26 protein-coding genes and 1 other RNA gene are annotated in these 24,164 nt (G+C 51.4%); 9 read left to right on the forward strand and 18 right to left on the reverse strand.

What is annotated here, in order from left to right:
* Positions 1–3: 3 nt before the first annotated feature.
* From era to rpoE, 8 genes are all read right to left on the reverse strand, one after another.
* Positions 4–909, reverse strand: a complete 906-nt coding sequence (gene era, locus KCG43_RS07780; RefSeq protein WP_192015730.1) for a GTPase Era — start codon at positions 907–909, stop codon at positions 4–6.
* A complete protein-coding gene (gene rnc, locus KCG43_RS07785) occupies positions 906–1,580 on the reverse strand; it encodes a ribonuclease III (protein WP_027253570.1) in 675 nt (224 codons plus the stop codon). The genes era and rnc overlap by 4 nt, the downstream gene beginning before the upstream one ends.
* Positions 1,581–1,590: 10 nt before the next feature.
* Positions 1,591–2,490 carry a signal peptidase I gene (gene lepB / locus KCG43_RS07790; protein ID WP_027253571.1) on the reverse strand — a complete coding sequence of 300 codons (900 nt, stop codon included), beginning with the start codon at positions 2,488–2,490 and terminating at the stop codon, positions 1,591–1,593.
* A gap of 99 nt (positions 2,491–2,589) precedes the next feature.
* Positions 2,590–4,386, reverse strand: a complete 1,797-nt coding sequence (gene lepA, locus KCG43_RS07795) for a translation elongation factor 4 (protein ID WP_192015731.1) — start codon at positions 4,384–4,386, stop codon at positions 2,590–2,592.
* A gap of 73 nt (positions 4,387–4,459) precedes the next feature.
* On the reverse strand, positions 4,460–4,972 hold the full coding sequence (locus tag KCG43_RS07800; RefSeq protein WP_218384247.1) for a SoxR reducing system RseC family protein: 513 nt from the start codon (positions 4,970–4,972) through the stop codon (positions 4,460–4,462).
* Positions 4,969–5,940, reverse strand: coding sequence for a sigma-E factor regulatory protein RseB (gene rseB, locus KCG43_RS07805; protein ID WP_192015733.1), 972 nt, complete (start codon positions 5,938–5,940; stop codon positions 4,969–4,971). The genes KCG43_RS07800 and rseB overlap by 4 nt, the downstream gene beginning before the upstream one ends.
* 14 nt (positions 5,941–5,954) lie before the next feature.
* A complete protein-coding gene (locus KCG43_RS07810; protein ID WP_192015734.1) occupies positions 5,955–6,593 on the reverse strand; it encodes a sigma-E factor negative regulatory protein in 639 nt (212 codons plus the stop codon).
* A 24-nt stretch (positions 6,594–6,617) separates the two neighbouring features.
* On the reverse strand, positions 6,618–7,196 hold the full coding sequence (rpoE, locus tag KCG43_RS07815) for an RNA polymerase sigma factor RpoE (protein WP_027253576.1): 579 nt from the start codon (positions 7,194–7,196) through the stop codon (positions 6,618–6,620).
* 317 nt (positions 7,197–7,513) lie between these two features.
* Here rpoE and nadB point away from each other — a divergent pair, with 317 nt between their 5' ends.
* On the forward strand, positions 7,514–9,133 hold the full coding sequence (nadB, locus tag KCG43_RS07820; protein ID WP_192015735.1) for an L-aspartate oxidase: 1,620 nt from the start codon (positions 7,514–7,516) through the stop codon (positions 9,131–9,133).
* Positions 9,134–9,206: 73 nt separating this feature from the next.
* Here nadB and KCG43_RS07825 read toward each other — a convergent pair whose 3' ends face one another.
* From KCG43_RS07825 to KCG43_RS07835, 3 genes are all read right to left on the reverse strand, one after another.
* The gene (locus KCG43_RS07825; protein WP_218384248.1) at positions 9,207–11,033 is read right to left on the reverse strand and encodes a methyl-accepting chemotaxis protein; all 1,827 of its coding nucleotides are present in this window, start codon (positions 11,031–11,033) and stop codon (positions 9,207–9,209) included.
* A gap of 214 nt (positions 11,034–11,247) precedes the next feature.
* The gene (locus tag KCG43_RS07830; RefSeq protein WP_218384249.1) at positions 11,248–11,658 is read right to left on the reverse strand and encodes a protein YgfX; all 411 of its coding nucleotides are present in this window, start codon (positions 11,656–11,658) and stop codon (positions 11,248–11,250) included.
* A complete protein-coding gene (locus KCG43_RS07835; protein WP_120513499.1) occupies positions 11,630–11,890 on the reverse strand; it encodes a succinate dehydrogenase assembly factor 2 in 261 nt (86 codons plus the stop codon). The genes KCG43_RS07830 and KCG43_RS07835 overlap by 29 nt, the downstream gene beginning before the upstream one ends.
* A gap of 243 nt (positions 11,891–12,133) precedes the next feature.
* Between KCG43_RS07835 and ygfZ the strand changes: the two genes are divergently transcribed.
* The 3 genes from ygfZ to KCG43_RS07850 all read left to right on the forward strand — a co-directional run bounded on the left by ygfZ (position 12,134) and on the right by KCG43_RS07850 (position 14,248).
* The gene (ygfZ, locus tag KCG43_RS07840) at positions 12,134–13,117 is read left to right on the forward strand and encodes a tRNA-modifying protein YgfZ (RefSeq protein ID WP_218384250.1); all 984 of its coding nucleotides are present in this window, start codon (positions 12,134–12,136) and stop codon (positions 13,115–13,117) included.
* Positions 13,117–13,581, forward strand: a complete 465-nt coding sequence (locus KCG43_RS07845) for an aminoacyl-tRNA deacylase (protein ID WP_218384252.1) — start codon at positions 13,117–13,119, stop codon at positions 13,579–13,581. Before ygfZ ends, KCG43_RS07845 begins: the two co-directional genes overlap by 1 nt.
* 463 nt (positions 13,582–14,044) lie before the next feature.
* Positions 14,045–14,248 carry a DUF1107 domain-containing protein gene (locus KCG43_RS07850; RefSeq protein ID WP_027253583.1) on the forward strand — a complete coding sequence of 68 codons (204 nt, stop codon included), beginning with the start codon at positions 14,045–14,047 and terminating at the stop codon, positions 14,246–14,248.
* Positions 14,249–14,300: 52 nt separating this feature from the next.
* Here the strand turns inward: KCG43_RS07850 and gcvH (KCG43_RS07855) are convergent, their stop codons facing one another.
* From gcvH (KCG43_RS07855) to KCG43_RS07875, 5 genes are all read right to left on the reverse strand, one after another.
* Complete coding sequence (gene gcvH, locus KCG43_RS07855) at positions 14,301–14,687, reverse strand: glycine cleavage system protein GcvH (protein WP_330872759.1); 387 nt, start codon at positions 14,685–14,687, stop codon at positions 14,301–14,303.
* A gap of 292 nt (positions 14,688–14,979) precedes the next feature.
* The gene (gcvH, locus tag KCG43_RS07860; RefSeq protein WP_370630673.1) at positions 14,980–15,363 is read right to left on the reverse strand and encodes a glycine cleavage system protein GcvH; all 384 of its coding nucleotides are present in this window, start codon (positions 15,361–15,363) and stop codon (positions 14,980–14,982) included.
* A gap of 202 nt (positions 15,364–15,565) precedes the next feature.
* Positions 15,566–16,777 (reverse strand): FAD-dependent 2-octaprenylphenol hydroxylase, encoded by a 1,212-nt coding sequence (locus KCG43_RS07865; protein WP_218384255.1) that lies wholly within the window; start codon positions 16,775–16,777, stop codon positions 15,566–15,568.
* 2 nt (positions 16,778–16,779) lie between these two features.
* A complete protein-coding gene (gene ubiH, locus KCG43_RS07870) occupies positions 16,780–17,967 on the reverse strand; it encodes a 2-octaprenyl-6-methoxyphenyl hydroxylase (protein ID WP_218384256.1) in 1,188 nt (395 codons plus the stop codon).
* Between the two features lie 26 nt (positions 17,968–17,993).
* Positions 17,994–18,569 carry a UPF0149 family protein gene (locus KCG43_RS07875; RefSeq protein ID WP_192015744.1) on the reverse strand — a complete coding sequence of 192 codons (576 nt, stop codon included), beginning with the start codon at positions 18,567–18,569 and terminating at the stop codon, positions 17,994–17,996.
* A gap of 291 nt (positions 18,570–18,860) precedes the next feature.
* Here KCG43_RS07875 and KCG43_RS07880 point away from each other — a divergent pair, with 291 nt between their 5' ends.
* The 5 genes from KCG43_RS07880 (at position 18,861) to serA (ending at position 22,304) form a co-directional block, all read left to right on the forward strand.
* Positions 18,861–19,163 (forward strand): cell division protein ZapA, encoded by a 303-nt coding sequence (locus KCG43_RS07880; RefSeq protein WP_192015745.1) that lies wholly within the window; start codon positions 18,861–18,863, stop codon positions 19,161–19,163.
* Between the two features lie 7 nt (positions 19,164–19,170).
* Positions 19,171–19,352, forward strand: a non-coding RNA gene (gene ssrS / locus KCG43_RS07885) — 6S RNA.
* Between the two features lie 69 nt (positions 19,353–19,421).
* Positions 19,422–20,045: a 5-formyltetrahydrofolate cyclo-ligase gene (locus tag KCG43_RS07890; RefSeq protein ID WP_218384257.1), complete on the forward strand. Its 624-nt coding sequence runs from the start codon at positions 19,422–19,424 to the stop codon at positions 20,043–20,045.
* A 117-nt stretch (positions 20,046–20,162) separates the two neighbouring features.
* On the forward strand, positions 20,163–20,822 hold the full coding sequence (rpiA, locus tag KCG43_RS07895; protein WP_192015747.1) for a ribose-5-phosphate isomerase RpiA: 660 nt from the start codon (positions 20,163–20,165) through the stop codon (positions 20,820–20,822).
* A gap of 252 nt (positions 20,823–21,074) precedes the next feature.
* Positions 21,075–22,304 (forward strand): phosphoglycerate dehydrogenase, encoded by a 1,230-nt coding sequence (gene serA / locus KCG43_RS07900; RefSeq protein ID WP_192015748.1) that lies wholly within the window; start codon positions 21,075–21,077, stop codon positions 22,302–22,304.
* A gap of 67 nt (positions 22,305–22,371) precedes the next feature.
* On the opposite strand, the gene KCG43_RS07905 is transcribed toward serA, so the two are convergent.
* Both KCG43_RS07905 and KCG43_RS07910 read right to left on the reverse strand, forming a co-directional pair.
* Positions 22,372–23,067 carry an oxidative stress defense protein gene (locus tag KCG43_RS07905; protein ID WP_218384258.1) on the reverse strand — a complete coding sequence of 232 codons (696 nt, stop codon included), beginning with the start codon at positions 23,065–23,067 and terminating at the stop codon, positions 22,372–22,374.
* Between the two features lie 153 nt (positions 23,068–23,220).
* On the reverse strand, positions 23,221–24,117 hold the full coding sequence (locus tag KCG43_RS07910) for a LysR family transcriptional regulator ArgP (RefSeq protein ID WP_192015750.1): 897 nt from the start codon (positions 24,115–24,117) through the stop codon (positions 23,221–23,223).
* Positions 24,118–24,164 lie beyond the last annotated feature (47 nt).

A 24,164-nucleotide genomic window follows, 5' to 3' on the forward strand; every position in this document is an offset into this window, starting at 1 on the left:
TCCTTAAAGATCGTCGATATAGCCAAGACTACGCAGGGCGCGTTCGTCATCAGCCCAACCGGATTTCACTTTCACCCACAGTTCAAGGTACACCTTGCGCTCGAACAAATCTTCCATGTCGAGACGGGCTTCGCGGCCAATGGTTTTGATTTTCTCGCCACCTTTGCCTATCACCATCTTCTTCTGGCCTTTACGCTCAACCAGAATCAGACCGTTGATATCAAAGCCATCGGTTTCCGGATTATAGTCAAAACGCTCTATATCAACGGTCACAGAGTACGGCAATTCTTCGCCGGTAAAACGCATCAGCTTTTCACGGATAATTTCCGAGGCCATAAAACGCTGAGAGCGATCTGTCACGTACTCTTCCGGGAAGTAATACTCCCCTTCCGGCAAACAACCGCGGACTATCTTTTCAACATCCTCAATACCGGTACCATGCTTGGCAGCAATCGGCACGATAGCTTTGAAGTCCATTTTTTTCGCCAGCTCCTGCATATGCGGGAACAGATCGTACTTCATTTTGACGTTATCGACTTTGTTGACCAGCAGCACCACAGGCAGGCCGCTTTTCGCCAGCTTGTTAAGCACCATTTCATCGTCCGGCGTCCACATGGTGCCGTCCACCAGGAACAGCACCAGTTCAACATCGGTCAGCGAGCTGCTGGCCGCACGGTTCATCAGGCGGTTAATGGTACGCTTTTCCTCGATATGCAGCCCGGGGGTATCCACATACACAGCCTGGTAACCGTCTCGGGTATCCACGCCCATGATACGGTGGCGGGTAGTCTGCGGTTTACGCGAGGTGATCGACAACTTCTGCCCGACCAGACGGTTAAGCAGTGTTGATTTACCGACATTCGGACGGCCAACGATGGCAATAAAGCCACAATGTGTTTTATCTGTCATGATTCTAACTGCTTCAATGCCAGTTCTGCCGCAGCCTGCTCAGCCTTGCGCCGACTACCGCCTTTACCAACCACAGGGTTATCCAGCCCCGAGACGTCGCACTGTACAGTGAATTCCTGATTGTGTGCTTCACCCTGTACCTTAGTTACAGTATATGCCGGAAGCGGTAAACGACGCCCCTGAAGGCATTCCTGCAGACGGGTTTTCGGGTCTTTCTGGTTTATACCGGGTTGTATGGTGTCCAGACGACTCTGATACCAGCTCAAAACGATATGGCGGACACATTCGATATCACTGTCGAGGTAAATTGCCCCAATAATGGCTTCGACACAGTCAGCCAGAATGGAATCGCGGCGATAACCGCCGCTTTTCAGTTCGCCCGGCCCCAGCAGCAGATGGTCACCCAGCTCGAATTCGCGGCCTAATTCAGCCAGCGTTTTACCCCGGACCAGAGTGGCGCGCATCCGGCTCATATCGCCTTCGTCAACTTTAGGGAAGCGATGGTATAGCTCATCGGCAATCACAAAGCTCAGGATAGAGTCACCCAGGAACTCCAGACGCTCGTTGTGCGTGCCGTTGGCGCTTCTGTGTGTCAGCGCCAGGGTCAGTAATTCGCTGTTCTTAAATTCGTGTCCCAGCTTACGCTGGAGTCTTTGTACAGGAGATGTCATTTTTTCCCGATCAGTCTATGCCTCCGATGCGGCTGAAGCGCACACCGGTAGGAATCCAAGAGGGAAGTACACTATCGGCACTTCGTTCAAATTCAAAGCTGATCCAGATCCCGACCGCCTTGCCAACCAGATTTGCTTCCGGCACGAATCCCCAGTAGCGGCTGTCCGCACTGTTATCACGATTGTCACCCATCACAAAGTAGTGACCTTCAGGTACCACCCACTCAGCCAGCCCGGGACGCGGTTGATAATCAAACGTCTGATTCGGTCTTAGCGGATGGATCAGAATGTCATGTTTCGCCTCACCAAGCTGCTCAGTAAACTGGATCAGCCGGGTTCGGTTCTGAACAAAATCACTGTCGTGCATCTGACTCATCATGACAGGTTTACATTCTGTGGTGCCTTTAGGTGCAATACAGATCTGCTTATTGTCACTATAGCGAACTAAATCGCCCGGCAATCCCACAACGCGCTTAATGTAATCAACATTAGGGTTTACCGGGTATTTAAAGACAGCAATGTCTCCACGTTCAGGTTCGCCAGTTTCCACCAGTTTATGACGAAATACAGGATCGCGCAGACCATAAGCAAATTTTTCAACCAGAATGAAATCGCCAACCAGCAATGTCGGCATCATCGATCCGGATGGGATCTGGAACGGCTCATATATAAACGAGCGAAACACCATGATAAGCGCTATCACAGGGAACATAGAGCTGGTCGATTCAACCCAGCCAGGCTGTGGCGCAACAGCTTCCAAGGTTTTAGCATCCACCTGGCCACCGGCATTGGCCGCCGCAGCGTCGATTTTCAACTGACGCTTAGGTGCCCAGAGGAACCGGTCCAGTGCCCAGATAATTCCGGTCACTATGGTTGCCAGCACTAAAATTAACGAAAACAGATTTGCCATTGCTGTTCCTAATGTCCCTATGATGAATTTTTCATGGTCTCTCAGGGTCTGAAGACCCTAACCATTCCGCCGCATAATGCGGCGGAAGGCGGACTCGAATTATTTGTCTTTACCTACATGCAGTATGGCGAGGAAGGCTTCCTGCGGCAGTTCGACATTGCCGATCTGCTTCATGCGCTTTTTACCTTCTTTCTGCTTCTGCAGCAGTTTTTTCTTACGGCTCACGTCACCACCATAACACTTGGCGATAACGTTTTTGCGTAACTGTTTCACGGTCGAGCGAGCGATAATGTGGTTACCGATCGCTGCCTGAATCGCGATATCAAACATCTGGCGGGGAATGAACTCCCTCATTTTCTCAACCACATCACGACCACGCGACTGCGCATGGTCTTTATGGGTAATGATAGCCAGCGCATCAACACGGTCACCGTTTAACAGGATATCGACCCGAACCATGTCAGATTCCTGATAACGCTGGAAGCCATAATCCAGAGAGGCATAACCGCGCGATGTTGACTTCAGACGGTCGAAGAAATCCAGTACCACTTCTGACATCGGAATGTCATAAGTCAGCGCAACCTGGTTACCGTGGTAAACCATATCGACCTGAGAGCCGCGTTTTTCAACACACAGAGTAATCACATTACCCAGGTATTCGCTTGGCACCAGAATGTTACAGCGGGCAATCGGCTCACCAATGATTTCAATATCATTAATAGGCGGCAGTTTGGCCGGGCTGTCAACATACAGCATGTCGCCATTACTCTTCTTCACCTCATACACTACAGTCGGTGCAGTGGTGATCAGATCCAGATCGTATTCACGCTCCAGACGCTCCTGAATGATTTCCATGTGCAACATGCCAAGGAAACCACAGCGGAAGCCAAAGCCCAGAGCGGCAGAGCTTTCCGGTTCATAGAACAGTGAAGCATCATTCAGGCTCAGTTTGCCCAGCGCATCACGGAAGTTCTCATAATCGTCAGACGATACCGGGAACAGGCCTGCATACACCTGAGGTTTCACTTTTTTAAAGCCTGGCAGCGCCTTTTCACAGCCGTTCTTCGCCAGTGTCAGGGTATCGCCCACCGGCGCGCCCAGGATATCTTTAATACCACAGACCACCCAGCCCACTTCGCCCGTTCTCAGTATGTCTTTATCCACCTGTTTCGGAGTAAAGATACCGATACGGTCAACGTTCCAGGTCTGTCCTGTGCTCATGACCTTGATCTTATCGTTCTTCTTCAGGGCGCCGTTTTTAATGCGGACCAAAGAAACAACGCCCAGGTAATTATCGAACCAGGAGTCGATGATCAGCGCCTGTGGCGGCGCATCCGGGTCGCCTTCTGGCGCAGGAATCGAACGCACGATGTTTTCCAGCACCTCGTCAACGCCCAGGCCAGTTTTGGCTGAACAACGGGTGGCTTCTATCGCGTCGATACCGACGATTTCTTCAATTTCTTCCGCGACACGTTCAGGATCAGCCGCTGGCAGATCGATTTTGTTCAGGATCGGCACAACTTCCAGATCCATTTCAATCGCGGTATAACAGTTAGCCAGTGTCTGGGCTTCCACACCCTGACCGGCATCGACCACCAGCAACGCACCTTCACAGGCCGCCAGCGAACGGGAGACTTCATAGGAAAAGTCTACGTGTCCCGGTGTGTCGATAAAGTTCAGTTGATAGGTTTCACCATCTTTTGCCGTGTAATTGAGCGTCACGCTCTGGGCCTTGATGGTGATGCCACGTTCACGTTCCAGATCCATTGAATCAAGCACTTGCGCAGCCATTTCACGATCGGAAAGGCCACCGCAGACTTGAATCAAGCGGTCAGATAACGTCGACTTACCGTGGTCGATATGTGCAATAATCGAAAAGTTACGAATGTGCTTCATGAATTGGCGTGACTAACTCGTGATTAAAAAATGAATGGGATCTTACGATCAAGTTGGCAGATTCTACCGAATTTCAACGGCTGCTGCTATCTTTCGATAGTGCATTTGTTTCCAGCCCCTCCGCGACAGGCTTTCCGAGCACCCGAATCAGGCTGGGTTGATAATCCCCCAGGGCCGATAATCTTCTGGCGCGATATCGCGCAATCAGCAGTCCTACCACGCCACCGGCAAGGGCACAGGCAATTACGCCCCCTTCGCCACCGCCAGCCAGCTCAACAAACCACCACTGGCCGAGCAAGGTCCCCAACAGCAGACACACTAACGGCAGCACGTAAACCAGCAACGCAGATTGCAGCACGCTGCGTTCAGATAACCCGATTTCAACCAGCTGACCGATGTGAATAGGATCATTAATATGGGTTGTCGATAACGTCAGTTGATGCTGGCGACCAGGTAATACTTTGCTGACCACGCCTGTGCCACAGCTATTTTGTGAGGCACAGGATCCGCAGCTGGTTTGCTGCTGGCAACTGACGATGATCTGCTTTTTATCAACAGCCACCACTGTGGCCAGTGAATGCATCATGGCTGGCTGACTCCCTGAAAAGAGACCGACTCAGCCACCCGGCGCGCCGTTGCCGGCGGTATGTCACCGACAACAGTGATCTCTTTGTCTTTCAGTAACTGGCTGTGCAGCGTACGTCGTCCCTGGCGAACCAGTTGTTCCCGCACACTGAAGCCATCTGCAGCCGAGACATAAATAGAAAAACTAAACAGGCCGTCCGTATACATCTGGCTTTCAACCGGACGCTCAGTCAGCATCAGGCGGTGTCGGTTGTGTGAAATACTTTCAAAGCCCAGCGGCAACCAGTCGACCTGCCAGGACAAGTCCACCTGTGGCTGTGGCGGTAGCTGAACCACTTCCGGCAGTTTCACTGATTTCAGACTTTCCAGAATATCGGCCACTTTGTCATTCACGACAAAAGACACTGCGCGGTATTGTTCTAAAGGCTCACCATCCCGATCCAGCAAATCAGCCCGCAAGACTAAATGAGAGCGGGTGTCCATCCACAACAGGTAGGAATAGCGGGCGCCGTCTTTGGGCGCGATACGTACCACATCACAGGCGGTTCCCGCCTCACGGGATCGTCCCATGGGGATGAAGTCATAAAACTGGGCCAGCTCTGCGACATTGGTACGCATAATCGGCGGCAAAGGGGCCACCATGCGATTGCTGTCGATGGTAAACGGGTCCAGCCCTGGCTCAAAGTAACTGACTTCTTTGCCACGCTGAATAACCTCACGCGGCGGACCGCTGAGGTACACCAGATGTGCAAATGTCTCGCCATCTTCTACTGCATGGCGATAACGTAAGGGTTCAATACTGTTTTTCTTGATGAGGATGTAAGACACCTCATAGCTCAACTGCCTGGTTGCCTGATCCATTTGATGCAACAAAGCCTCTGCAGAAGTCATAGCGTCTTCTTCCGCAGAGGCTTGCCAAGGCATAGCCAAGCTGACCAGTGTCAGAGCACCGACCAGAATTTTCTTCATATCACCGCCACGAATCAGTGTGATTCCAACAGGGTTCTATCCAGACTGCCGTCTTCCGCATTCAGGCGCAGTTGCAACTCATAGTCCTGTAACATCGCATTAATACGACGTCTTTGTTCCATCAGTTGTGCTTCGCTTGGCGATTCAGTCCGGGTACGAACAGAATCCCGCGTCAGGCTGACTGGTTCAGCAGTTCCGGCAAAAGGAATGGTCTGTAAAACAGGCACCTGAGTATTAGCATCACTCGCTAACCCAGCCTCTTCACCACCGTTATATTGTTGTACGCCGACAATCACTGCCAAAGAAACACAGGCAGCTAATGCCACCTGACCAAATTGTGTCAGCCAGGCTGGCATAGTACGACGTGCCTGATGGGGCGTTGGTTGCTCCACATGCGGCAGAGACACTACATTCGCCGACGCCGCGACACTGTCTGCAAGGCTGTGCGCGGGTTCATTATCGAGCGCCATCGCCACGTTTCCGGCGATATCCCACTTGGGGTGCCCCGGCGCTTCACCGTGCATCACATCGCTCATCAATTGATAAGCTTGCCAGCTTTGCTTTGCATTATCATCCACCAGAAGCTGGTTTATGATACTTTGATCAACGTCTTCACCATCAAGCAAAGCCGAAATCTTTTCTTTATCAGCCATCTTTGTCACCGTTTGGCCCAAATATTAGCGCTGCATTAGGGGGGCAATACGTTTTTCTACCGCCTCCCGAGCCCGGAAAATACGGGAACGTACCGTACCCACCGGACAGCCCATGACTTCCGCAATTTCCTCGTAACTCAATCCTTCAAGTTCGCGAAGCGTAATTGCGGTTTTCAAATCATCCGGGAGGCTTTCTATGGTACTGAATACCACCCGCTTCAATTCATCTGACAACATTTGGTTCTCAGGGTTCGAAATTTCTTTTAATGCACTGCCATTTTCATAGTACTCGGCATCTTCCGCATCAACGTCTGTTGCAGGCGGACGGCGCCCCTGAGCCACCAAGTAATTTTTTGCCGTATTCACGGCTATACGATATAGCCAAGTATAAAATGCACTTTCCCCACGAAAAGACGGTAGCGCACGGTAAGCTTTGATAAAGGCTTCCTGCGCCACATCCGGCACATCACCGGAATTGCCAACATAACGGGCAATAAGGTTGCAAACCTTGTTCTGGTACTTTACGACCAGTAAATTAAAGGCTTGCTTGTCCCCTCGCTGTACTCGCTCAATCAGTGCCTGGTCAGTTAACTGCTCGCTCATTCGAGCGTGTACTCCTCTGTCTGTGACAAGGTCATCTCTGCTCTGAACCGTACCGGATGCAGCCAATTTACCCATCCTGTGTTCAGAACTATTTATATTCTATGGACATAGAAGCCTAAAGAATTACTGACCCCAAAAAAAGCGCAAAGTTCCCGCACACCTTACTGGCACATTCGCCCGGGTGCAACTGCCATTCATTCTGGCAGATGTACGCCGCCAGGGGCAATTTGCCTTACCTAGCTTTACAGATCAAAAAAGCCCCACATAAAGGGTTTTTTGGTAATATGGCGAGCTTACCACAGGGATATGAGATCAATATGAACGAGAACCGAGAACACAGTTGTGACGTCCTGGTCATCGGTAGCGGCGCAGCAGGCCTCTCTCTGGCCTTGCGTCTGGCTCCGATGTGTAAAGTGCTCGTCCTGAGTAAAGGCCCGCGGAGTGAAGGGGCGACTTACTATGCTCAGGGCGGTATCGCTGCTGTTTTTGATGAAACAGACAGTGTGGACTCTCATGTTGAAGATACTCAGATTGCCGGTGCCCATCTTTGTGATGAAGAAGTGGTTCGCTTCATTGCTGAAAATGCCCGCGATTGCGTGCAATGGCTGATAGACGCCGGGGTGCCCTTTGATCAGGAAGACAACAGCACCGATGATCATCCTCGCTACCACCTGACACGCGAAGGCGGCCACAGTCACCGCCGGATTCTGCACGCAGCAGATGCGACTGGCATGGCCATGCAAATGTCGCTGCAGGACAATGTTCACAACCACCCGAATATTGAAGTACTGGAACGCCATAATGCGCTGGATCTGATCACCAGTCATAAAATAGGTGAGGCCGATGCGCCCAACCGGGTTCTCGGTGCTTACATCTGGAACCGCCAGCGTGAGTCTGTCGAAACCGTGCGGGCCAAATTCGTAGTGCTGGCCACCGGAGGGGCTTCTAAGGTGTATCAGTATACCTCGAACCCGGATGTCTCATCCGGTGATGGCATCGCCATGGCCTGGCGGGCAGGCTGCCGTGTCGCTAATCTGGAATTCAATCAGTTTCATCCCACCTGCCTTTTCCATCCAGAAGCGCGTAATTTCCTGCTGACCGAAGCCCTGCGCGGCGAAGGGGCATATCTGCGCCGTCCGGACGGCTCCCGCTTTATGCAAGAGTTTGACGAGCGTGCCGAGCTGGCCCCGCGGGACGTCGTTGCCCGCGCAATCGACTATGAGATGAAGCGACTGGGTGCAGACTGCATGTATCTGGATATCAGCCATAAACCCGCTGATTTTGTGACCAAGCATTTTCCGACCATCTACGAAAAACTGCTCGGCTACGGTATCGACATTACCAAAGATGCCATTCCCGTTGTCCCGGCCGCCCACTATACCTGTGGTGGAGTCATGGTCGACCGGCAGGGACAAACAGACCTGAACGGCTTATATGCCATTGGCGAAGTCAGCTATACCGGCCTGCACGGTGCCAACCGCATGGCGTCGAACTCGCTGCTGGAGTGCGTGGTCTATGCCTGGTCTGCGGCCGAGCACATCAGTCAGCACCTCAATGAAGTGAGCTTATCGTCATCTATCCCGCTGTGGGATGAAAGTAAAGTCTCCAATTCAGATGAGGAAGTTGTCATCCAGCACAACTGGCATGAATTGCGTCTGTTCATGTGGGACTATGTCGGCATAGTGCGCACCACCAAACGCCTGGAGCGGGCCATGCGCCGGATCCAGCTGCTGAAGCAGGAAATTGATGAGTACTACAGTAACTTCAGAGTGTCCAACAATCTGCTGGAGCTGCGGAACCTGCTGCAGGTCGCCGAACTGATGGTGCGCTGTGCGCTGGAGCGAAAAGAAAGCCGGGGGCTGCATTACACCCTGGATTATCCGGATATGCTGGAGACGCTGTCACCCACCATACTGGATCCGCGTAATCCGCAATAAAAACAATAGCAACGGGAGCCACCCGGGCTCCCGTCAGTAATGTCAGTGATGTCTTCCTACCTCAGCGGTCAGCTCATACTTTGTAGGCTTTGATCGCCTGCGATAAGGTGTGGGCCTGCACGGAAACAGAGTGGGCTGCCTGCGCATTTTCCTGCACCACCACCACATTGCTATTGGTGACATCGCGAATCGACACGACCCGCGCACCAATATCTTCAGACACCTGGCTCTGCTGCTCCACCGCCGCAGCGATTTGGGTGCTGGAATCCAGTATCCGCTGCATATCGGCAATCACGGTTCGGATCTTTGCCTCCGCACTTTGCGCCTGGGCCACACTGTCATCCCCTTGCACCCGACAGTGCTCAATATGGCTGACCACTTGTTCCGTCTGCTGCTGCAGTGAGCTGATAATGCTGGTGATTTCTTGCGTTGACTGTTGGGTGCGCATGGCCAGAGAGCGTACCTCATCGGCCACGACCGCAAATCCCCGCCCTTGTTCACCGGCCCGGGCGGCCTCGATGGCAGCATTCAATGCCAGCAGATTGGTTTGCTCAGCAATGTTTTTAATCACTACAACCACAGAGCCGATACTGTCTGACAAACCGGAAAGACTGGACACTTCCTGGCTGCTCTGAGCCAGCCCTGCGGACAGCTGATCAATCCGTGCACGCGTTTCGACAACTTCCGATAACCCTTGTGTGGCTTGATCATGGCTGCGGCCCGTCTGTGAAGCCGCTTCATGGGTAATATGAGCCACTTCGCTGATGGTCGCTTGCATTTCTGTACTGGCCGCCGCCACAGAATCGCTGTCCAGCAGTTGGGCCGCCAGTGCCTGCTCTGCGTCCTGACTGCGGCGCTGAAGCTGAGAAGAAGCAGCACCGAGTTCAGACACGGCGGACTGCACATCCCCCACCAGCTTGCGCAAATTGCTCAGCAGATAGTTGAAGTGCGTCCCCATTGCAGCAAGCTCATCTTTACCTGAAGTATCGGCATGCAGGGTGAGATCATGACTGGCGGCGATACGGTTCATTAAGTGGCTCAAACGCTCAACCGGGGCCAGAATAGAGGCGCTGATTTTCCATGACAGCAAGATCAGCCCTGCAATGATGACAACGACAAGAAGCCAGGCCAGGCGGCTGATTGAAACCTTTACCTGATCTGCTTCTTTGTCTATCTGCTGCTGCATTTGGCCAAATTCGGCCTCAACCTGATGAGACAAGGCGCGGATCTGCCCTCTCAGTCCATCTTTATGGCTCAGGCCTACTCGGGTTTTCTGCGCCACCATCTGGTTGAATCTCTGATTAAACTCGCGGTAATCCCGACCTAACTGCGTATCCAGCTGATCACCGTATTGCGTGACAAACGCCTGATAGTCTGCCAGCAAAGCTTTGTCATCAGTCGCTGCAAATAACTTTGCCGTCAGTATCAAGCGATAAACATCCAATGTCTGCGTACTTTCAGATGCCAATGTCATCAGCTGCTCACCGCTTTGATACAATGACTGATAAATCCCTTGTGAGGGTGTCAGTCCCAGAGTCTGGTAGCCTGAGACCATTGCCTGCATACCCGCATGATAGTCGTGCATCTTACCTTGCAGAGTTGTCACTTGCGGCAGATCAATTGACAAGGCTGCCACATCTTGCTGCAACCGTGCTAATTGCGCCTGAAATTTATCGTAATTGCCATTGAAGGTCTGCAGGTACTTAAGATCCATACGTGCCAGAAAATCTTTTTCATTACGCCTTAGGTTAAGCAATGTCACTTCCAGTTGGTCAAGCTGACTGCCAGCCACTTCTATATTCACAAGCTTTTGATTGGTATAACTATTTACACCAAACAATAAAAAAATCGCTGTGACACTTAACCCTGCCAGCCCTAGCAGCTTATGCCTAACTTTCATTACACAAAATTCCTTAAAGGTATAAAATATTGGTATTTTATACACTTAATAGCCAAGAAGACATTATAAATTCCCAAGCAATCAATTACATCAACAATAAAGCAGAACTTTACTCTGCTCTGCTTTATGATCGCAATATTGTGATAACGGGCAGGACAAGAATGACACTGCTTCCAGAAGCCGGTGATAAAGGCAGCAGACTCAACCCTTGGCGTCAGCAGGTACGACAGAAAAGGCTCAGCAGACGGAAATCTTTGTCAGAACAGGCATCACGGCTGACGGCAAGCCAGTAATGCTGGTGGGCGCGTTTCAGCTCAATAACCAGTAATCGGGAGGTCAGCACACGGGTATGAAACAATTGCCAGCGGCAGCGCTGCCACTCAATTTGTCGATCATCAAATAAAATCAGCGTGCCATGAAGGGAGGCGAGCTGGATTCTGGCGCAAAGATACTCGCCCCACAGCCATTCACAAAACAGCCACCATAATGGCACGGGCAGAACCTCAGCAAACATCAGAAAAGACAACAGGCTTGCCACTGCCAGATATGCTCCGGTTAAAGCGGCAAGCAGGATAGAAGAAGGGTAAAGCGTCAGGTTAGCGAAGCTTGCTCTTGTTGTGGGCAACAATCTTGTCCACCATTGCAGCATGCGCAGGGTTAGTGCTGCGTCCGTGCTCCATCAGCCAGTTGAACAGGTCCGGGTCATCGCATGTCAGTAAAGACACAAAATCCTGGCGATCCTGCGGGTTTAAATCATCAAAGCACTCTTCAAAGAACGGCATGATAATGACGTCCAGCTCCAGCATGCCACGACGGCAGGCCCATCTAATTCGTGCTTTATCGTCTGCACCTATCATATCCAACCTCAACTCCTGGTGGTGTTCATTCTGCGGCAATACTACCAGCCAGTTTTCCTGCCGACTATCTGCAGTCACATATGGCACAACAAAATGAGAGCTGGTCGTGATAATACCCGACACAAAAACTCAGGTACTTTTGCATGCAGGCTGACAAAGCTCAGCCAGAGCGATAACATAGCGCTTATTCGAAGCTTTTCTGAAAGCTGAAGCCAGCTTTCCTTATCAACGACGGATTCGACTATGAGCACCTGGTCAGATACTTTGCAATTCGACACACTTTCACTTTCCGCTGACGCTCCTCTGCCATCACTTGCCCTGGTAAATCTCACCCAATGGGGACTGGTGACTCTGGTTGGTCAGGACAGCATTTCCTACTTACAGGGACAAGTCACCTGCGATGTCGTGTCTCTGAATGCCAGGCAGTCCACGCTTGGCGCGCACTGTGACGCCAAAGGTAAGATGCGCACCATCTTTCGCCTCTTTCATCACAGGGACGGTCTGGGCTGGCTGCAGCGTAAAAGCGTCATGGACACCCAATTGCCGGAACTGAAAAAGTACGCCATCTTTTCAAAAACCACTATAGAAGCCAGTACCGACGTCTTGCTGGGCCTGACAGGTGAGCAGGCACAAGCCACCATAGACAATGTGCTGGGTGGTGAAGGAGAGGTACGGGCATTCGACAAGGGGACCGCGGTAAAAATTGATGCGCAGCGCTGGCTCCTGGCGGTTGATAGCGCCGCAGCCGGTGAGATCGCAGAGAAAATCGCCGCCAAGGCCGTATTGTCAGACGACTCACTCTGGGATCTTTACGATATTCGCCAGGCCCTGCCCCGTATTGACACCGAAACCGGGCTGGAATTCATTCCACAATCCATGAACTTGCAGGCACTTAACGGCATCAACTTCAAAAAAGGCTGCTATACCGGTCAGGAAACGGTCGCCAGGGCCAAATGGCGCGGCATCAACAAACGGGCCATGTACATAGTCTCTGGCCAGGCCGAAAACTGCCCGAAAGCCGGCGATGTGCTGGAGCGCAGTGTCGGTGACAACTGGCGCAAAGGCGGCACAATCATTGCTGGCTATCAGTTCAGTGATCATCAGTCTCTGGCATTGGTCGTACTGCCCAATGATCTGGAGCCAGACACGGCTTTTCGTCTGGCTGCCGAACCTGAAAACCAGTGGCAACAACTGCCACTGCCGTATTCGCTGGATGAAGAGGCGTAATGCTGGATACTCCCATCACGCGTTATCTGCAGCAGGAAGGGGTTAACTTCCTGCTGCTCCCTCATAACAAGCCCGCCCGCACCATACAAGAAGCTGCCGAAGAGCGAGGCGTAGAGCCACATCAGATGGTCAAGTCGATACTTCTGCGGGATATGGGCGGGTTACACGTTCTGGCGTGTGTGCCCGGCACCAGGCAGGTTGATCCTAAAAAAGTCCGCACATTATTTGGCTGCTGCAGGATGACGTGCGCCGACGCCCAAGACGTTGAAGAAGTCACAGGTCTGACTATCGGCACTGTGGCCCCTATCGGGCTCAGACAGCCGCTGCCTGTGGTTTTTGACCTGTCACTCTCTCACTATCAGACAGTGAATATCAGCAGTGGTGATCGCATGGCAGGGATTGAGCTGGCGATGCAAGATCTTGTTCAGTTGTGCGCCCCCCTGTATGGCAATATCTGTCGCTAGCCAAAAACGGGCCTCCCTCCCATTTTTTGCGTAATCATTCACCCTTTTCGCAATTTAACGCACAGATCAGAGCAGTGGCACAGGTTAGCAGAAAACACTTTTTTATGGTCTTCACCTCATCCAGCTGTACAAAAAAACACCAATACATTCCTGCAGCAAATACCGTGACAGACAACTGGCCAAACCCAACCAGATAACTATAAGCAACTGATAAAAATAAGAAAAAAAGAAATGTAGCGGAATTGACCCATACCGGAATCCCGCCAGTTTTAATTGAGTATTCACACATCAATTCAGAATAATACTCTGCGCAATGATAAATCTGTAAAAATTAATTACACTAAGCCATCATTTTACATAAACATTATGCTGAGAGTATCACAAATATTTCATAGTCAATTCTCTATAATGGCCGCGAAATAAACACAACAACAATAGAAATAAGGCAAGGTTGCTCATCATTATGCGCATGTTTAAACAATATTTACCGAAACTGGTAGCCAAACACGTCAGCAGGCTATTCAGTGGCCGCTTATACATTGACGGTCGTGGCGGGTATGAATTTGACAATGGGCTGCTCAAACTGCCCGTGAAAGCAGAACAACGTCATTTCAAAACCGTGAAAGAAGTGAATATGGAGATCCGTCGGCTCAAAGAAGCGGCTTAATACAATCAAGGCCGGTTAACTACCGGCCTAATAGATGATTCCTGCTTGAGCGCTAATCCTCTTCTTCACGCGCTAACTCCGCATAAGCTTTCGCATCAAGCAAATCATCCAGAGCAGATTCATCATTGGCCTTTATCTTAATCAGCCAGCCATCTCCGTATGGAGAGTCATTCAACAAATAAGGAGCCCCCTCCAGCTCTTCATTGATTGCCACCACTACCCCGGATACTGGTACATATACCTCTGATACCGCTTTGACTGATTCTGCAGACCCAAACTCCTCGCCCGCTTCAAATGCGTTGTCAATTTCCGGTAATTCAACGTACACCATCTCCCCTAACAATTGCTGTGCGTGATCCGTGATTCCGATGGTATAAACACCATTACCTTCAGCACGTACCCATTCGTGTGATTCGGTATACTTCAATTCAGGTGGAATATGAATCATAACGTTATCCTTATTAAAGTCTAAAGTGCCCGTTTGGTGATATACCAAAACAAAAGCGCAACTTGGTTAGTATTACCTCAAGGGCACTCAGCCCTTCCTAAGATTACTTTAGGATAAAAAAATCAGATTGAAAGTCATTGAGCCAACAAAAAAAGCCGCCTCTTTCGAAACGGCTCTTCATAATTTACATTCAGTTAAAAAACCTGATGCTGTCGCAGCATGGTTGGCAACTATCCAGCATCACAGGCAGAACACATCGCCTGATTATTATGTTTCGCTGATATCAGTCTTCTTCAGAGGTAAACTCCTGATACCCTTCGGCATCCAGCAATTCATCCAGCTCACCTTCATCATCGGCTTTTATCTGAATCAGCCAGCCATCTCCGTACGGATCGTTATTCACCAGCTCAGGAGACAATTCGAGGTCTTCATTGATAGCCACCACAACCCCGGATATAGGTGCATACACATCTGACGCCGCTTTAACCGATTCCGCCACCGCAAACTCATCGCCAGCCTCAGTGACTCTTTCCACTTCCGGTAAATCAACAAACACCATATCCCCCAGCATTTGCTGCGCGTGATCTGTGATGCCGACAGTATAGATACCGTCCCCTTCGGGACGTACCCATTCATGAGTATTAGTGAATTTCAATTCAGAAGGAATATGAGCCATAAGTAGATCCTTACCAAAACGGCGACGCCGATATGTTCACAAAAAGAGGTCTAACCTTCCCTTACAAAGGCTTCGTCTTGCCTAACTGTTATTACTTTAGGAGAAAAAAAACAGATTGAAAGCAAATGGACTCACAAAAAAAGCCGCCTCTCGCGAGACGGCTTTTCAGAATTAGCATTCAGTTAAAAGAACCTTACTCAACTCTGGCTAACGCAGGCAGCTCTCCGCTCAACCCCAGGGCCCGGCGCATAAACTGATCTTTAACCCCAGGCGCATGGTTGACCAGCAACAGCCCCACATCACGGATCAGCTTTTTCGCCGGATGACTGCCATCAAACAGCTCCCGGAACGCTTGCATAGCCGCAATCATTTTCGCCGCTTCCGCTTTTCGCCAGCGTTCAAAATAACGCAGATGCTGGCGGGCCCCTATGTCCTTGTCCTGACGCCACAGCAGACTCAGAGTTTCCGCTAGGCTGGCAGCATCCAGCAACCCCAGATTCACCCCTTGCCCCGCCAGCGGATGAATCGTATGCGCGGCATCACCAATCAGCGCCACACGCTCACGCACAAAATCACGGGCATAACGCATTTTCAGAGGCACAGCCTGACGTTCGCCTTCCAGACGGCACAATCCCAGCCGGCAATCAAACGCCGCGGACAACTGATTGCTGAAGCTGTCGGCATCCAGGGCCATCAAGTCTTCCGCCTTCTGCGGCGAGACAGACCACACAATCGAACACAGATCCGGTTCTGACAAGGGCAGAAATGCCAGTGGGCCATCAGGGGTAAAAATTTGTCTGGCGGTGCGCGTGTGGGACTCAGAACAACGAATGTTGGCAACAATGGCGTGATGACCATAATCCCAGTGAGTCAGCGGGATATCCATCTGTCTGCGCACCCATGAATTGGCGCCATCCGCCCCCACTACCAGCTTGGCCGTCAGGCTCTGACCGTTGTCCAGCGTCAGCCAGGCTTCGCGCTCACCAAAAGCCAGCTGCTGGCAGCGCACCGGGGCAATCATGGTCACATTAGGCTGAGTTTTCACTTTGTCCAGCAGTGCCAGCTGAATCACGCGATTCTCGACGATATGGCCAAGATCAGGCTGCGCCAGAGAGGCAGCATCAAAACTGATATGCGCAAAGCTGTCCTGCTCCCAGACATCCATCTGCTGATAAGGGCTGACTCTGCGCTCAGCCATGCCTGGCCAGGCTCCGACCCGCTGCAAAATCCGCTCACTGGCACGGCTCAATGCAGAGACACGGACATCCGGTAACGGGGCCAGTTCAGGGTCAGGCAACTGGCCTTCAATGACGGCAATACGAAGATCAGTATCGGCCAGGGCTGCAGCCAGAGTTAACCCCACCATACCGCCACCGATAATAGCTATATCCACACTTTGCATCATGATTATCTGTCTACCTGTCCCATCGCCCGCTTCATCAGCGGCGCTTTAATTGTATCCATTACACTCATCGCCATCAGGCCGGCATTGCGCCCGGCGACCAAAGGCCAGTGCTCATTTGCAAACAGTTTCACCAGGCATGTGGTCATAGCCACCGTTGCGGCCTGGTCTGGCTCGCGACGTTGCCGAAAGCGGCTCAGTATCGCCGTTGATCCCGGGTCTTCACCGGCCTGATAGCCAGCCACCACTTCCTCAGCCAGGGTCACGACATCACGCAAGCCCAGATTGAACCCCTGCCCGGCTATCGGATGCAGTGTCTGAGCAGCATTGCCGACCACAGCAAAACGGTGAGAAACCCGTCGCTCAGCCTGTCGCAGACTCAGCGGATACACAAATCGCTGGCCGGTTTTTACCATCTTGCCCATACGCCAGCCAAAGCTGGACTGTAACTGCGCCAGAAACGTTTCGTCGTCCCATCCCATCACTTCCTGCTGCTGTTCCGGCGATATGCACCATACCAGCGAGCTTCGTCCCTGACTCATCGGCAACAAAGCCAGGGGGCCGTAAGGCGTGAATCGTTCAAAGGCTTCGCCCTGATGAGATAAAGCGGTAGAGATATTGGCAATCACAGCGACCTGTTCAAAGTCCAGGCTCTGATGACCTATGCCCAGTTGCGCGCAGCAGCCGGACACCCCGCCATCGGCCGCCACCAGTAAGCTGGCCTGCAAAGATTCACCGTTAGTGAGCTGCAGGCTGACCACATCCTGTTCGCGATGCAGCGTATGGATTCTGGCCGGGCAAAACAGATCAATCGCCGCCCTTTCCGACAACTGCTCAAGGAATACAGAGCCCGCCTGCGCCAGTTCAATGACATAGCCCAGCGCACTGATCCCATACTCACTGGCAGACATACGGGCTAAGCCGGGATGGCCGCGATCAGACACATGAATACGAGAGATAGCCGTGGCTTCGCCCGCCAGAAATGACCAGAGGCCGAGTTGCTCCATCAAGCGGACGGAGCCTAAAGACATAGCAATACTGCGGGCATCATAGCCGGGATGGCCTGCCTGTTCAGGAGAAACCGCTTCAACAACGGCAATGCGCAAATTACCCTTACTCAGGGTATCCAATGCAAGGGCCAGGCTGGCACCCGTCATGGCTCCCCCTGCAATGACAACATCATACTGCTTCACGTCTGTTTTACCTCAAACCTGCCCTGTCAGTGCAGCGTAGGCGCATCGCCCTGACCCGACTGATGTCGTGACACCAGCTCGAAATAACAGGTCAGCGTGCACATTCGGACATGCTCTATGACCTGCTCAAACAACGTCGCCTGCTCTTCCAGATCATCCTCATCGTCGATCCCCAGCTGCGCGATATCCTGCAGATCGCCCAAGGCTTCCTGCACTGAAGCTGGCAATTTTTCTTGATTCAGTCCCATCAGACCCAATCCGGACAAGAAACAGTTAACCCATTCACTCAAAGCTTCAGCCCGCACCATCAAATCCACATCATCATCTGGCAGCAACAAAGACGCGTCAAACCCCGTACCAGCCAATTCCTTAGAAGTAATATCCACCAGATTTTGTGTCAGCGTTCTGGCGTCACCGTCCAGAGATTCGCCATTGTTGGCGTAATCCGAGATCGGACCAATCCAATGCTCGCCGACAGCGGGTAAACCGCCGCACAGCATACCCGTCAGTAATCCGTGTAATTCTGAGGGCGTAACCGCCAGAGACTGACTTTTCAGCGCGGTTTCCACCGCTTCATAAGCCGGCAATTTTACTTCGCTCATGGGCTTTTTCACCTTAATAAGATTGGTGTCAGATGGGTTTGTGATATGCTACCACTTAGGCTGGATTCAGGCTAACCTAAAGCAAAAGGCGATTGATTGAGTCGATATTTTTACTGGCATTCATCGGCTCAACGGCAAAAATAACACCGAACTGATGAAGATTTGTCATCTCGCTTGCAGGTCGCTCATGCAGTCAGGTCGCATGCTTGCAAGTTAAATAGGCTTTTTCTATATTAGCGGCCGATCTTCGCTTCACGAATTCACAGTGACTGACACGGATACAAAACAGCTATGAGCTCGCAGGCAGTTGAAATTGAAATTTTAGGCCGGACCATTAAGGTAAATTGCCCCGTTGGCCAGGAAACAGCGCTACGTGCAGCCGCGGCGGATTTTGACAGTCGCCTGAATGAACTGTCGCAGCGAACCAAAATCTCCAACCCGGAGCAGTTACTGATGTTTACCGGGCTGAACATCTGCAGTGAACTGCATAACGAACGAAAAGAATTTAACAACAATGCCGATTCTTTGTCCGAGCGCATCGGTCAAATTACAGAAACTCTGACTGAGGCATTGCAAAATCAACCGCAACGTTGATAATGGATTGACCCTGGGGTGTGCGTCAGCGAATCGACGTCCCCGAGCCGATAAGCAAAAAACCAGGATTTGCTTTTATTAGCTATTGAGCATGCTCAGCACGACTGAGAAGCCTACGGTTAATGTTGCCGATCCACCTTGAACGTCTGGTTCAAGGGCTACAATTCGCAACGGCACCTTGGGGCACCCCCTCTTTTTCTATTCTGCTCACAGCCAGCAGTTCTCTCTTTGAGCAGGCGACGACAGGCATAGAATGTTATGGATGCATCTCTCCCGCAAGGCTTTACCGGCCAAACAACCCAAACCACACGCCAACAGCTTCGTCAGCAGGTGCGCCTTAAACGCCAGGCACTGACCCCACACCAGCAGGAACAGGCCAGTAAGGCTGTGCTGAGCCGCTTTTGTCAGCTCAGCGAGGTTCGCCAGTCGCAACATGTGGCTTTATACCTCAACAATGACGGTGAGTTAGATACCGAACCGCTAATCGAATGGCTGTGGCACCAGAACAAAAACGTTTATCTACCCGTGTTACATCCCTTCAGCAAAGGCCACTTGTTATTTCTGCATTACCGGCCTGAGACGAAAATGCATTGTAACCGCTATGGCATTGCCGAGCCTGTGCTGGATGTTCGTCTTGTTAAACCCGTTCACGAATTGGATCTGATCTGTACCCCTCTTGTCGCCTTTGATGAACAGGGACAACGGTTAGGCATGGGGGGCGGGTACTATGACCGCACATTAAGCCAGTGGCACCATAACAGCGCAGGCCCTCGTCCCCTCGGACTGGCCCACGACTGCCAGCAGGTCCGGCATCTGCCGGCAGAAGCCTGGGATGTACCACTGCCAGCTATTATCACCCCCTCGGCACACCACCACTGGTAAACATCCAGCTGTCAGTTGCCTAAACAGGGATCTTCATCATGATTTTAACCTGCCAGAGTATCAATGGTCGGCTATAATCAGCGCTCCGCAATCCATAGGCCATCACGAGGAAAAAGCATGACACAGGATGAAATGAAAAAAGCGGCTGGCTGGGCAGCCCTGGACTACGTGACCAAAGACAGCATTGTAGGCGTTGGTACCGGCTCTACCGTCAATCACTTCATCGATGCGCTGGCAACCCGCAAAGAAGAAATCAAAGGTGCTGTGTCCAGCTCTGTTGCATCAACACAGCGACTGGAAGAGTTAGATATTCCGGTATTTGATGCCAATGAAGTGTCTGCGCTGGATATCTACGTGGATGGTGCAGACGAAATCAACCCTGACTTTGACATGATCAAAGGTGGCGGTGCGGCACTGACACGCGAGAAGATTGTTGCGGCCATTGCCAAAAAATTCATCTGTATTGTCGACAACACCAAAGAAGTCGATGTGCTGGGTGCCTTCCCGCTGCCGGTTGAAGTTATTCCGATGGCACGCTCCTACATAGGCCGTGAGTTAGTCAAGCTGGGCGGCGATCCTGTATACCGTGAAGGTGTCATCACTGATAACGGCAATATCATCTTAGATGTGCACAATCTGCAAATCACCGATGCAAAAGATCTGGAAAATAAGATTAATGCGCTGCCAGGCGTGGTCACTGTCGGTCTTTTTGCCCGACGCGGTGCGGATGTCCTGCTGGTAGGCTCTCCTGATGGCGTGAAAACTGTCACTAAATAACAGTATCAGCGCTATTCATAAGGCTTGATGACTAAACGGCATAATATATGCCGTTTTTTATTATCCATTTCGTAATATTCTCGCCACTTCACCGAAATTTTTGATACTTTAATGTGAACGCAATCGTTTAAGCTCACCAGACGGCAACACAGGATGTACGCCTGTCACCGTGTGACATCACAATGTGCTGTTGCATGAACACGTTATCCTGCCCGCTGTATGGAATACCTGTTGTTTTTAAGGAAAAGGACCATGGCAAAAGTTTCGCTGGATAAAGACAAGATTAAAATTCTGCTGCTGGAAGGCGTTCACCCCTCTGCACTTGAAGTGCTCAAACAAGCCGGCTACGAGAATATCGAGTATCACAAAGGCTCGCTGGCGGGGAATGAACTGCTCGACGCAATCAAAGATGCCCACTTTGTAGGTATTCGTTCCCGTACCCAGCTGACTGAAGAAGTCTTTGACGCGGCCAAGAAGCTGATTGCTGTAGGCTGTTTCTGCATTGGTACCAATCAGGTTGATCTTGCTGAAGCCAACCGCCGTGGTATTCCTGTATTTAACGCCCCCTTCTCCAATACCCGCAGTGTGGCTGAGCTGGTACTGGGTGAAATATTGCTGCTGCTGCGTGGTATCCCGGAAAAAAATGCCAAAGCCCACCGGGGTGAATGGCAAAAAACGGCTGACTCCTCCTATGAAGCCCGTGGTAAGAAACTGGGTATCATAGGCTATGGTCACATAGGGACTCAGCTCAGTATTCTGGCTGAAAACCTGGGTATGGATGTGTATTTCTATGACATCGAAAACAAACTGACCTTAGGCAACGCAACCCAGGTTGATTCCCTGAGTGAGCTGCTCAATAAATCCGATGTTATCAGTCTGCACGTTCCTGAAACGCTGGATACTCAGAACCTGATGGGTGCCGAAGAATTCGCGCGCATGAAGCCGGGTTCCATCTTTATCAATGCCGCGCGCGGCACAGTCGTCGACATAGATGCACTGTGCAGTGCACTGGAAAGCAAACATCTGGCAGGTGCTGCGATTGATGTCTTCCCGGTCGAGCCTAAAACCAATAAAGATCAGTTCGAGTCACCGCTGACGCGCTTTGATAACGTGATTCTGACTCCACACATCGGTGGTTCGACTCAGGAAGCTCAGCAAAACATCGGTATCGAAGTGGCGGGCAAAATAGTGAAATACTCAGACAACGGTTCAACTGTGTCGGCCGTTGGCTTCCCTGAGGTGTCATTACCTGAGCACCGTGGCTGTTCGCGCCTGCTGCACATTCACGAAAACCGCCCGGGCATTCTGAATCAGATCACCACAATTTTCGCCGCTGAAGGTATCAACATTGCCGCTCAGTATCTGCAAACCAGCCCTGAGCTGGGTTATGTGGTGATTGACGTTGAGACCGAGCGATCTGAAGAAGCACTGAATAAGCTGAAGGCCATTGACGGCACAGTCCGTGCCCGTATTCTGCATTAATTCTGGCACGCCCCTTAAACCAAGAAGCTCACCCTGGGGTGAGCTTCTTTCTGTCTGACGCATAGCGTTATTTTTCCAGGCGGAAAACCACTTCCACTCTGTCACGGAAAGTAATTTCGGCGTCCTGATAGGTGGCCTGAGTTTCCATCGCTGCATCCATTTTCATTCGCCCCATCACCGGTCGCGGCATAGGATCGAAATAGCGGATATTCCACACGCCATCGATGTCGGTATCAAAACCTTGTGCCAGTGACTTGGCCTTACTTTGCGCATCTTTGATGGCGGCCTGGCGAGCTTGCTCCATGTACTTATCGGCATCGCTGACTTTCAGCTCTATGTTCTGAATCCGGTTGATTCCATCCCCCAGCGCACTGTCCAGGTAGGTATTGAGTTGTTCTAAATCACGAACAGTCACAGTCACCTGACGTGAAGCCTGATAACCCACCAGTTCAGGTGGCGCATCGTTGCTGCTGTGATACTGCGGATGCAGATAAATATTGGCGCTTTCAATATCCGCACGTTTTACGCCGCTTTTTTGCAAGCGCTCCATAAAGGCCGTGACGGCTTTATCCGCGGCCTGTTTCGCTTCCTGAGCAGTTTTACGATTTTCTTCAACCGCCACTGTAAACACAGCCATGTCCGGTTGAGCAGTTATTTCACCCACACCAATGGTTTCCAGACGGGGAAAACTGTCTTCTGCCATTGCCAACGGACTGATCAGAGTCGCTCCACTCAAACAAACAGCAAGTAAGGTTTTTTTCATAACACCATCCAAATCATAACGTTAGGTTTCAGCTCATTGGCCTTATGCTGTTTTTGACACCGGACAGAGAAAAATTATCCCTGGATCGCAAAAAATTTTGCACATCATTTTATTAAAATGACATTTATCAATTCCAGAATACGCTGACTCCCCTCACTGGGGCAGACGGTTTCTGGCATGATCAAGCAACTGAGCTGTCACTTCACTAAAGACACCACTTTCCAGCGCCCAGTGATGCCAGTAAATTCTGCGGGTCAGCATGATACCCGGGGTCAGGTTGACCAACTCGCCGCTTGCCAGTTCTGACTCTATCTGAATTTTAGGGATCAGGCAGTATGCCGCTCCCTGTAGCGCCAGTTTGACGAAAGCCTCTGAGGAGCGCACCCTGTGGGTCAGCACGCTGCCACGAGGCAGATTAAAATGCTGCTGAATGAAGACTTCATGCATATCGTCATACTGGTCAAATGCTACAGCAGGGGCGCGCATCAGTGCCTCGCGGGTGACTCCATCAGCAAAATACTTCGTCTGAAAGTCCGGGCTGGCGACACACAAATAATCCATCCGGCCAAGGTAATCAGACACACAGCCAGGCATTGCCGTGGCCTCCATGCTGATAGCCCCGACCACTTCCCCGCTGCGCAACCTGTCGAGGGTTCTGCTTTCATCTTCCAGCATCAGGTTAATTTCGATGCGACGCTGTTTGAGCAGCGGGCTGAGCGCCGGCAGCAACCAGGTGGCCAGACTGTCAGCATTTGTAGCGATGGACATTTGTAATGGCTGGCTTTGCTCACCAGGGCGGATATCCGGCAGTAACTCCTGCTCCAGCAGGCGAACACGGCGGTACAAACCCAGCAATTTTTGTCCTGCTGGTGTGGGCCTTGGTGGCTGCTCACGCACCAGCAATGGCTGAGCCATGTGTTTTTCCAGCTGCTTTATCCGCTGCGAAACCGCAGACTGAGTGATGCATAGCATTTCTGCCGCCCGTTCAAATCCTCGCTGTGACACGACTGCGTCCAACGCCTGTACCCAGCGATAATCCAGTCCTTCCATGCCCACCCTCAATATTAGGAAGTCTAATAAATCATAAAAATTATTAG

The sequence above is a fragment of the Photobacterium sp. WH24 genome, assembly GCF_019204055.1.
Lineage (GTDB): Bacteria > Pseudomonadota > Gammaproteobacteria > Enterobacterales > Vibrionaceae > Photobacterium > Photobacterium arenosum.